The 9,618-nt window shown below is 63.1% G+C and carries 10 protein-coding genes and 1 pseudogene; 3 read left to right on the forward strand and 8 right to left on the reverse strand.

All coding sequences use genetic code 11. From position 1 onward, the window contains the following. From A3728_RS04650 to regB, 6 genes and pseudogenes are all read right to left on the reverse strand, one after another. A pseudogene (locus A3728_RS04650) lies at positions 1-579 on the reverse strand (double-strand break repair protein AddB); the annotation flags it as partial. Next, the gene (locus tag A3728_RS04655; RefSeq protein ID WP_067920708.1) at positions 572-1,264 is read right to left on the reverse strand and encodes a nucleotidyltransferase family protein; all 693 of its coding nucleotides are present in this window, start codon (positions 1,262-1,264) and stop codon (positions 572-574) included. The gene A3728_RS04655 and the pseudogene A3728_RS04650, both read right to left, overlap by 8 nt. Beyond that, complete coding sequence (locus A3728_RS04660) at positions 1,240-2,247, reverse strand: aminoglycoside phosphotransferase family protein (RefSeq protein WP_067920710.1); 1,008 nt, start codon at positions 2,245-2,247, stop codon at positions 1,240-1,242. Before A3728_RS04660 ends, A3728_RS04655 begins: the two co-directional genes overlap by 25 nt. Further along, positions 2,244-2,717 carry a tRNA (adenosine(37)-N6)-threonylcarbamoyltransferase complex ATPase subunit type 1 TsaE gene (gene tsaE, locus A3728_RS04665; RefSeq protein ID WP_067920712.1) on the reverse strand — a complete coding sequence of 158 codons (474 nt, stop codon included), beginning with the start codon at positions 2,715-2,717 and terminating at the stop codon, positions 2,244-2,246. Before tsaE ends, A3728_RS04660 begins: the two co-directional genes overlap by 4 nt. A gap of 58 nt (positions 2,718-2,775) precedes the next feature. Beyond that, complete coding sequence (locus A3728_RS04670) at positions 2,776-4,290, reverse strand: PAS-domain containing protein (RefSeq protein WP_236628122.1); 1,515 nt, start codon at positions 4,288-4,290, stop codon at positions 2,776-2,778. A gap of 96 nt (positions 4,291-4,386) precedes the next feature. Continuing rightward, positions 4,387-5,781 (reverse strand): sensor histidine kinase RegB, encoded by a 1,395-nt coding sequence (regB, locus tag A3728_RS04675; protein ID WP_067920716.1) that lies wholly within the window; start codon positions 5,779-5,781, stop codon positions 4,387-4,389. Positions 5,782-6,009: 228 nt separating this feature from the next. Between regB and A3728_RS04680 the strand changes: the two genes are divergently transcribed. Next, positions 6,010-6,558: an ActR/PrrA/RegA family redox response regulator transcription factor gene (locus A3728_RS04680; RefSeq protein WP_150120646.1), complete on the forward strand. Its 549-nt coding sequence runs from the start codon at positions 6,010-6,012 to the stop codon at positions 6,556-6,558. A 10-nt stretch (positions 6,559-6,568) separates the two neighbouring features. Here A3728_RS04680 and A3728_RS04685 read toward each other — a convergent pair whose 3' ends face one another. Both A3728_RS04685 and A3728_RS04690 read right to left on the reverse strand, forming a co-directional pair. Continuing rightward, positions 6,569-7,048 (reverse strand): GNAT family N-acetyltransferase, encoded by a 480-nt coding sequence (locus A3728_RS04685; RefSeq protein WP_067920718.1) that lies wholly within the window; start codon positions 7,046-7,048, stop codon positions 6,569-6,571. Next, the gene (locus A3728_RS04690; RefSeq protein ID WP_067920720.1) at positions 7,045-7,641 is read right to left on the reverse strand and encodes an HD domain-containing protein; all 597 of its coding nucleotides are present in this window, start codon (positions 7,639-7,641) and stop codon (positions 7,045-7,047) included. The genes A3728_RS04685 and A3728_RS04690 overlap by 4 nt, the downstream gene beginning before the upstream one ends. 157 nt (positions 7,642-7,798) lie before the next feature. On the opposite strand from A3728_RS04690, the gene A3728_RS04695 reads away from it, so the two are divergent. Both A3728_RS04695 and ahcY read left to right on the forward strand, forming a co-directional pair. Continuing rightward, positions 7,799-8,101, forward strand: a complete 303-nt coding sequence (locus A3728_RS04695) for an S-adenosyl-L-homocysteine hydrolase (RefSeq protein WP_067920722.1) — start codon at positions 7,799-7,801, stop codon at positions 8,099-8,101. A 68-nt stretch (positions 8,102-8,169) separates the two neighbouring features. Continuing rightward, positions 8,170-9,558 carry an adenosylhomocysteinase gene (ahcY, locus tag A3728_RS04700; RefSeq protein ID WP_067920724.1) on the forward strand — a complete coding sequence of 463 codons (1,389 nt, stop codon included), beginning with the start codon at positions 8,170-8,172 and terminating at the stop codon, positions 9,556-9,558. Positions 9,559-9,618 lie beyond the last annotated feature (60 nt).

Raw genomic sequence — 9,618 nt, forward strand, 5'->3', positions numbered from 1 at the left:
CCGCCAATGGGCAATGATCCGTTCGACAAGCTGGCGCTGCCTCGCTTCGCTGTCGGGCAGGGTGTCTTCGGCGCGAAGGTAGGCATCGGCGATCTGCAAAAAACGCTGGGTCCGTTCCCAGTGGCCCGACTGAACCGACAGGTCGAGCGCCGCGATATCCGCAGCAGTCACGCCTTCTCCCTGCATCTCATCCAGCAGGGCGGCGAGCGAATCCGACAGCCCATAAAGCGAGGAGCGCGGCGCGATTTCGGGCGCCGCCTCCAGCAGGCCGCCGATCAACCTGGTCAGTTCCAGTCGCCGTCGCAGGGGCGGCACGGGCGGCGCGGCGGTGATGCCGGGCACCAGCCCGTCCAGTTCCGTTACCAGCAGGACGCGCGGCAGCAGCCCCGGGGGGCCCGCATCGAAAAGAGCGCGCAACCGGCGGCGCATGCGGGTGGTGTTGACGAGGAGATCCACCCGCGCCATCGCGTGCGGCGGCTGCCCCGCCATCCTGTCGCGCAGCCCTTCGACCAGTTCGGCGGGAAAATCCACGCCCGGCGCGATGCCAAAGACGCGCGGCTCGGCAGAAGGCTCAAACATGGGTGTTTGCCAGCATCCGCTCGGCCAGTTCTATGCCTTCCGGCTGGCCCACGTCACACCATTGGCCGGGGTAGGGGATACCGTAGAGCCGCCCTTCGTCCAGCATCATGTCCCACAGCTTGTTGAGTGAGAATTTGGGCTCGTCGATCCGGTGCAGCCCCTCCGTCCGGACGATCTGGATGCCGCCGTAGATATGACCCGGCCCGCGCCGGAGCTTTCCGCCGTCGTCCGGAATGAAATCCCCCGATCCGCTGTGCCCCACTGCATGATCGCGCGGCACCAGCATCAAAAGCCCGTCCATGCGGCGCGGATCCCAAGCCGCGCGCAAAAGCGCCAGCGGGTTGGGGCCGGCCCAGATGGCATCGGTGTTCATGGTGTATACCGGGCCGTCCCCCAGCCGGGGCAGGGCATTGCGCAGGCCGCCCCCGGTTTCGAGGATATTCGGCGTTTCCAGCACCGTCGCGACGCCGCGCGCCTCCAGATGATCCTCCAGAATTTCGGGTCTGTAATGCAGGTTAGCGACGATTTGCCGGGGTCCGACCGCGAGGGCCAGTTCAAGCGCATGATCCACCAGCGGCTTGCCCGCCACCGGAATCATGGGCTTGGGGCGGTCCTGGGTGAGCAGCTTCATCCGCGTGCCGAAACCGGCGGCGAACATCATTACAGCGTCGGGAGTGTCGCGCATCGGCTTTTCAGGCTTTCGAGTCGGTCTGGCGTCGGGTCGGGCAGGGCGGGGCGCAGGATACGCTTGAGTTCGGCAAGGTCGGGATGATCGAGATTGCGCTGAAGATAGGACCACACCCGCGCGATCATGTCGATGTATTGGGGTTTCCCGTCGCGCTGGCAGAGCCGCACGAACAATCCCAATATCCGAAGGTTCCGTTGCATGCCAAGCAAGGCGTAATCCCGGGCGAAGTCTGTCGTGTCCCGCGATGTATGCTCCGTGTAGCGGGCGATCATCTGCGTTTCAATCGCCGTGGGGACATCCCGCCGTGCGTCCTGCAGGATCGAGACGAGGTCATAGGCGGGATGCCCTCGCAGGGCATCCTGAAAATCCAGCAGTCCGACCCGCGCCACGCCATCACGTTCCGGCAGCCACAGAAGGTTTTCGGCGTGGTAGTCCCGCAGGATCAGCACTTTTTCCTTCGCGGCGAGCCTGTGGACCATCGGGGCCAATGCCGCTTCGAAATCCGCTTTTGCCTTGGGGGAGGGCGCATACCATTCGAACGCCGGTGCGGTCATTTCGATCAGCCAGTCTGCGTCGCAGGGGGGCACCTCGGGGACCGGCAGGGCGTGCAGGGCCACCAGCAGGTCGGTCGCCGCCCGATAGAGCGGTTCCTGCCGGTCCGGATCGGCATTCATTTCACGGGCGAAGAGCGCATCGCCGAGGTCTTCGAGCAGCAGCAACCCCTGCTCAGGCGCGGCGGCCAGAATGGCGGGTGCCGATAGCCCGTGGGAGGTTAGATGTTCGGCGATTGCGATGAAGGGGCGCGTATCATTGCCCTGGCCTGCCGGCGCGTCCATCAGGATCGCCCGCCGCCCATCGCCCATCATCAGCCGCAGGTATCTGCGGTTGGAGGCATCGCCCGCGATGACGTTGCGCCGCGCCTGTTCCCAGCCGGTACGGGCGAGGAATGCGTCGATCCGGTTGGCGTCTTCATCCTTCATCTGCGCCAGCCCGCCAGCTTGTCATTCCATTTCGCGGCGTTCCATTCCGCGCGCAGATCGCGCGCGCCGAGGTCATCCGCCATCGTGAATGACAGGTGGAGCGCATCTGAGGGCGCGATTTCCGCCAGACGGTCCGGCCATTCCACGAGGCAGATCGCGCTTTCGAATGCCTCGGCGAGGCCCAGTTCCTCAATCTCATGGGTGGAGGTGATGCGGTAGAGATCGGCATGCCAGACCGGCCCAAGCCTGCTGTCATAGGTCTGGATCAGGGTGAACGTGGGGGAGGGTACGTCTTCGGGCACCGGCAGGATCGACTGGATCAAGGCGCGGGCGAAATGGGTCTTCCCGGCGCCAACATCCCCTTCGAGCAGGATGACATCGCCCGCTTCAAGCTGCGGGGCAAGGGTGCGCGCGCGTTCGGCGGTCGCTTCGGCATCGGGGAGGGAGAGGGTGATCTGGCGGTCCGTCATGCGCCGAAGGTATCGCCGTGACGGACAGCCGCAAGCGCTATCGCGCGTCCTATTCCCGCTATTCGGCGGCGGCCATTCCTGGGTTTTCCGGCGCGGTGATACCGGCGGCCCCGCGGAACCGCGCGAGCGTCATACCGGGGACGATTTGCCGAACCTCGCAGGTCAGCACGCGTTCATCCGTCAGCCGCAGGCGAAAGGCCCGCATACGGGGGCCGCCAAGGTCCAGCAACTGAGTCTCGACCTGTTCCCAAGGGGCGGGCGTTGTCGTGCCGCGCCGCCATATCGCAACGGAATCCGCCACGGTGATATCGACAAAGGTGCTTTCGGGCATGAGGCCCCACATTGTCCTGTAGGCCGCATTGCAGAACATCATGATGCCCGACGACGAAAAGACCGCGAAACCGTCTTCCACCACGTCGAGCAGGGCCTGCCCCATTTCAAGCTCGGCCCTGTAGTTCCGCGTCAGGGCGACTTCGGCGCTGATGTCTTCGATCAGAAATGCGATGGCGCCGTCCGGATGGGGGCGGCCCTTCACCCTGTAGGTCTGCCCGGATTCGAGCGACCATGTTTCCTCGTAGCGCCCGTCGGTCGCGGCGGCGATCACGCCCGCGATTTTCTGGCGCCAGCCGAAATAATCCTTTGGCTCCGGCATGCGGCGGTTTTCGCGCAACTGGTCGAAGAACGACAGGATCGTGGGCCGTGCGGCAAGGAACTCCGCCGGGAGCGATGTGAGGTCGACGAGCGCGGGATTGAACAGGGCCAACTGGCCTCTGCGGTCGAAAATGGCCAGCCCGATGGAAAGATGGGCGAAGGTCTTGGCAAGGGTCTGGACGAAGTTGCGCTGGGCCAGTTCAGCCTCTGCCACCGCGCTGACGCAGGTGGCGTGATAGATCGTGATGCCGTCTGCGGTGGCGCTGCACGTGATGTCGTACCAATCCGGTGGCGCGGCAGGGTCCAGCACCAGCTTCACGCGCTTTTGCGCGGTCGCCATATCCGGATCGAAGAGCGGTTTCGCCTCGTCACCGTCCTGCCGCCGGGCCAGCAGCGCATCATAGGCGGCGTTGCGCCAGATGATCTGCCCGTCGCAGGTTTCTTGCCAGATCGGATGGGGGGCTGAGTCGAGTGTCTTTTGCAGGATCTCCGCCCGGTCCTGGATGCGCGCGATCTCTTCGGGGGACGTATCCGTCGCCGTGACATCGTTGAGCAGGCGGACCCAGCAGTTCGGCTCCTCCCATTCGAGTTCTATGCGCCGACGGTCCGCGGGATCGCGCGCCTCGATGAAAGAGCGGCCGCGCAGCCCTTCGGCGAAGGTTTCCGGCAGGTCCGGAAAGCCCGGCTCCATCCGGTCGCGGAAGCTTCTCCAATCATGCGCCCCGGGTACAAGGCCGAAGCGGGAAAGCGCGATGGGGCTGGCGTGATGCAGGACGCCGGACTGGAACAGTAGCTCTATGGGCGGATCGCCGGGCTTGCGCAGCGGTGCGCAGCGGGGCGCGCTGCGGCCGAACCACCACAGGCCCGACAAGGCAGTGGCGGCTGAGACCGAGATAACGATAAGGGCGTCGAGGACGGACACGGAAAACACCTGTTTGCTGGCGTCTCCGTTAATCATTTGCCGAATTAGTTAACGTACTCTTAATAATGCTGAACTAATTTTTACCCCGCCCATGGGTCATGCAAGGATACGCCGGTTCTGTCCGATGGGTGAATGGGCCTCCGCCGCCTTGGGACTGATCTTTTCGCGGGGCCAGACGACCTCCACGATCGCGCCGCGCCCCGGTGTGCCAATGCCATCGGTTGCAGCCTCGGCGCGCCCGTTGGCGAACCTCAGCTGGGCGCCGCTTCGTTCCAGCAGCGTCTTGGCGATGAAAAGCCCGAGCCCCATCCCTTCGTAGCCCGGTCTGCGTTTCAGGCGGTTGAGCCGCCGGTGCCGCACATAGGGATCCCCGATCCGCCCCAGTACCTGACTGGAAAACCCCGGACCGTCATCGACGATCCGCACGGTTATATAGTCCTCTGTCCAGCTGGCGCTGATCTGGACATTGTGCCGCGCGAAATCGACGGCATTCTGCACGAGGTTGCGTAAACCGTGGATGATCTCCGGCTTGCGAATGATGCTGGGTTGTTCGGGAGGCGCGCCTTCGGCGGGGGTCTGATCGAACAGCACCTGCTTGCTGCGTTCCAGATGGGGTTCGGCGGCTTCGGTCAGAACGGCCATCAACGGCGCGTGTCTGAGATGCAGATCGTCCTTCCCCGCGCGGCCCATGTCCCGCAGGATATCGCGGCAGCGGTCCGCCTGCTGGCCGATCAGGGCCGCGTCTTCCGCCAGTTCGGGGTGATCCGACAATTCGTCCAGCAATTCGGCGCTGGTCAGCTTGATGGTGGCAAGGGGCGTGCCCAGCTCATGTGCCGCCGCTGCGACCACGCCGCCAAGGTCAGTCAGCTTCTGTTCACGGGCCAGCGCCATCTGGGTGGCGGCAAGCGCATCCGCCATGGAATGGATTTCCGACGTGACCCTGCGGGAATAGGCGCTGGTGAAGATCACCGCGATAACAAGCGCGATCCAGTTTCCGAAAACAAAGATCTCTGGCATCCGCAGCGTCTGGCCGTTTTCACGGACCAAGGGGAAATGGATTTCGGCCAGCAGCGTCACCAGCAGGATCGCCGTCCCGCAAAGCACCACGGTCGACCGCAGGCTGAGCGCGGTGGCAGAGATGGTGACAGGCCCCAGCAGCAACAGGGCGAAAGGATTGTTCAGACCGCCCGTCAGGAACAGCAGGAAGCCCAGTTGCAGCAGGTCGAACATGACCATGGCGAGGTTTTCGCGCTCCGACAGGCGCTTGTTTTCGGGAAAGACGAAGCTTGCGATCAGGTTGCCGATCACGCTTACCCCGATGGCGAAATAGGCCAGGCCCCATTTAAGCTGCAGATCATAGACCGTCTGCGCAAAGGTAATCGCCGTCAGCTGCCCGATGATTGCCACCCAGCGCAGCAGGATCATCGTTCTCAGCCGAATCCAGTTGGCCCGTTTGCGGCTGCCCACGGGGCGAATGGTTTCCTGCGTCATCTTGGGATCACCGTGATCTTCTTTACTTCGTCTGCCGGATGATAGCCCAAAGGTCCGTGAAGAGACGAATAATCTCGTTTCGTTCAGTGACAAATCGGCCCATACCTGTTGGCACGCCCCATCCTGGCGGTATTCTCGCGGGTGGAGAGTTTGACCTGCGGGAGGGTCGGGCCATATGCAACCTCAAGAAGACCCAGCCTATCAATATGAGCGGGAAAGATGATGGCGATGTTGGATGAAAGCGATCTCGGCCCTGATCCGAGCCTGTTGTTGGTCGATGATGATGAACCGTTTCTCAAACGGCTTGCGAAAGCGATGGAAAAGCGTGGGTTCAGCGTGGAAACCGCCGGTTCTGTCGCGGCTGGCCGGGCCATCGCAACAGCGCGACCCCCGGCCTATGCCGTGGTCGATTTGCGGCTCGAAGATGGCAACGGCCTCGATGTGGTGGAGACCCTGCGAGACAAACGCCCCGACGCGCGGATCGTGGTGTTGACGGGGTATGGTGCCATCGCGACGGCGGTGGCGGCAGTCAAGTTCGGGGCAACCGATTACCTGTCAAAGCCCGCCGATGCAGATGACATCACGAATGCGCTGCTGGCCAACGGCGATACGCTTCCGCCGCCGCCCGAAAATCCGATGAGCGCCGATCGTGTCCGCTGGGAGCATATCCAGAGGATTTATGAGCTCTGCGACCGCAACGTTTCAGAAACCGCGCGGCGGCTGAACATGCATCGCCGCACGCTTCAGCGTATACTGGCAAAACGCTCGCCGCGCTGAACCTCTCCGGTCAGAGCTCGTATCGTTTCCAGACCTTGTCGACACGCCTGCCATCGCCCAGCGGGCTGTCCGGCAGCAGCCGGTAGGTCTCGAACCCGCGGCTTTGGTAATAGGCCATGCCCCCGGAATTGTCGGCGCGGATGATCGCGTGGATATGGGTGTAGCCCATGTCCTTCGCTGCCTTACGCGTCTCTTCGAACAGTGAAGAGCCGATGCCGATGCCGGTTTCCCCGATCCTGACGAAGGTCGCCACGTCCACACCGCCCTCAGGCAGATCGGGATGCGGTTCGATCCACTGGAACCCCATCAGCGTTCCTTGGGTATCTTCCGCCAGATGCCATGCGGCCCCCGGCAGGCGCATCCGTTCGCGGAGTTGCGCGGTTGTGACCGGGTCGACCATCGCTGTCGTTCCGCCCTTGGCGATGATCGCGTTCAGCAACTCCGCCATGGGCGCCGCGTCCAGCGCACCGGCCCGGCGAATGTGGATCACGACATGTCCCGCAACAGGGTGGCGTGCCTGTCGGTGAAGGCGCGCCGGGTTTCGACGGGCGGGCGCAGCACGATGTCCAACCCCTCGACCAGCGCCGGGTCGGGCCGCCCGAAAAAGCGGGTCGATTCCGCTTCGGAAAAGCCGGCGATCTGGGTGGCTTCCATCCACGCGCTCACCCGGTCGGCTTTCTTGATCTGCTGTTTGACACGTACGGGAAGGCTGGCGGGCAGGCCGAACCGCAGGTGAACCGCCGCGGTAAGCCGGTCGTCCAGCGCGCGGTAGCCCGGGCCAACGGCCGCCTTCACCGGCGAGATCATATCGCCGATCACGTATTCCGGAGCGTCGTGCAAAAGCGCGGCGAGCCGCCATCTGGCCGGGGCGCGGGGGGCGATGCGCCCGAATACCGTTTCCACCAGAAGCGAGTGTTCGGCCACGGAATAGGCATAATCCCCGTGGGTCTGCCCGTTCCACCGGGCGACGAAGGCGAGACCATGGGCAATGTCCTCGACTTCGATATCCACCGGCGTCGGGTCCAGAAGGTCGAGCCTGCGACCGGAAAGCATGCGTTGCCATGCGCGGGGTGTACGAGTCATCTGCAGTTCGTCCTTTGCGTGAGGTCCTGTTTAGCGGCGATGGATCACCGGGAAAAGCAGGCTGCCCCTTTGGCCTCGAAGGCACAGTCAGACCGGGCGGGCAGGCGATTCGGAACCACCCGCGCCTAGGCGCGTTGATGAGGGGAAGGAGAAACCCATGAAACCGCTTTTCGTTACCGCATTTGCAGCCCTCACCACCCTTTCGGTTACCGGTTCCGCATCTGCGCAGGAAGTCTGCATGCCGACCCACGAAATGCGCGCCGCGCTGATCGATTGGTATGGCGAACGGCCCGTAAAGGGTCAGGATCAGGGCAACACACAGCTTTGGGTTTCCGATGCAACCGGCACATGGACCATCCTCAAGACGCTGTCCGACGGCAACTCCTGCGTCGAAGCGCAGGGCGAAGACTGGATGGCCGGCATGGCGAACGAGCGCATCTTCGCGGCGCTGGCGGATTGATCCCGCTCAGTTGAGTAGTCTCTTACAAGGTGATAGGCGGCATCCAAGCTGATCTTTAGAGGTGCTGCATGGCCAAGGACTATATCGTAAAAGACATCAATCAGGCGGCCTATGGCCGCAAGGAACTCGACATCGCCGAGACCGAAATGCCGGGTCTCATGGCGCTGCGCGAGGAATATGGCGACAGCAAGCCGCTGAAAGGCGCGCGCATTGTCGGCTCTCTGCATATGACAATCCAGACGGCGGTTCTGATTGAAACGCTGACGGCGCTGGGCGCTGATGTGCGCTGGGCGTCCTGCAACATCTTCTCCACCCAGGACCATGCCGCCGCCGCGATCGCGGAAAGCGGTGTGCCGGTTTTCGCGGTGAAGGGACAGACGCTGGAAGAGCATTGGGATTACCTCGACAAATCCTTCATGTTCGACGAAGGCCCCAACCTGATCCTCGACGATGGCGGCGATGCGACGCTCTACGTGCTTCTGGGTGCGCGGGCGGAAGCGGGCGAAGACATCATCCCTGTTCCTCAGTCCGAAGAAGAGACTGTCATCAAGGCGCAGATCAAGAAGCGCATGGAAGCCTCCCCCGGCTGGTTCACCAAGATGCGTGACCAGATCAAGGGCGTGTCGGAAGAAACCACGACAGGCGTGAACCGGCTTTATCAGCTGGTGCGCGACGGGCAGCTTCCCTTCCCCGCGATCAACGTGAACGACAGCGTGACCAAGTCCAAGTTTGACAACAAATACGGCTGCCGTGAATCGCTGGTGGACGGTATCCGCCGCGCCACGGACACGATGATGGCGGGCAAGGTTGCCGTGGTCATGGGCTATGGCGATGTCGGCAAAGGCTCTGCCGCGTCCCTGCGCGGGGCCGGGGCCCGCGTGAAAGTGACGGAGGTCGATCCGATCTGCGCGCTTCAGGCCGCGATGGACGGCTATGAGGTGGTGCTGCTGGAGGATGTGCTGGATACCGCCGATATCTTCATCACCACCACCGGCAACAAGGACGTGATCCGCCTCGAGCATATGCGCGAGATGAAGGACATGGCGATCGTCGGCAACATCGGCCATTTCGACAACGAAATTCAGGTTGCCGCACTGAAGAACCACAAGTGGACGAACATCAAGGAACAGGTGGACATGATCGAGATGCCGAACGGCAATCGTCTGATCCTGCTGTCCGAGGGGCGTCTTCTGAACCTCGGCAATGCCACCGGGCACCCGTCGTTCGTGATGTCCGCCTCCTTCACCAACCAGGTGCTGGCACAGATCGAGCTTTGGACCAAAGGCGACGAGTACAAGAACGAAGTCTATATCCTGCCCAAGCATCTCGACGAAAAGGTCGCGCGCCTGCATCTCGACCGGATCGGCGTGAAACTCACCAAGCTCGACCCGGAGCAGGCCGCCTATATCGGCGTGTCCCCCGAGGGTCCCTTCAAGCCGGAGCACTACCGCTACTGACGGCAGAGACATGGTACCAGATAAAACCGGGCGTTTTCCGCGCCCGGTTTTTTTTGTGGC

Source organism: Sulfitobacter sp. HI0040 (assembly GCF_001634885.1).
Lineage (GTDB): Bacteria > Pseudomonadota > Alphaproteobacteria > Rhodobacterales > Rhodobacteraceae > Sulfitobacter.

Coding starts and splice junctions, on each gene's coding strand:
- A3728_RS04655 (WP_067920708.1), bottom strand. CDS start 1,264: ATGCGCGACACTCCCGACGCTGTAATGATGTTCGCCGCCGGTTTCGGC.
- A3728_RS04660 (WP_067920710.1), bottom strand. CDS start 2,247: ATGAAGGATGAAGACGCCAACCGGATCGACGCATTCCTCGCCCGTACC.
- tsaE (WP_067920712.1), bottom strand. CDS start 2,717: ATGACGGACCGCCAGATCACCCTCTCCCTCCCCGATGCCGAAGCGACC.
- regB (WP_067920716.1), bottom strand. CDS start 5,781: ATGACGCAGGAAACCATTCGCCCCGTGGGCAGCCGCAAACGGGCCAAC.
- A3728_RS04680 (WP_150120646.1), top strand. CDS start 6,010: ATGTTGGATGAAAGCGATCTCGGCCCTGATCCGAGCCTGTTGTTGGTC.
- A3728_RS04690 (WP_067920720.1), bottom strand. CDS start 7,641: ATGACTCGTACACCCCGCGCATGGCAACGCATGCTTTCCGGTCGCAGG.
- A3728_RS04695 (WP_067920722.1), top strand. CDS start 7,799: ATGAAACCGCTTTTCGTTACCGCATTTGCAGCCCTCACCACCCTTTCG.
- ahcY (WP_067920724.1), top strand. CDS start 8,170: ATGGCCAAGGACTATATCGTAAAAGACATCAATCAGGCGGCCTATGGC.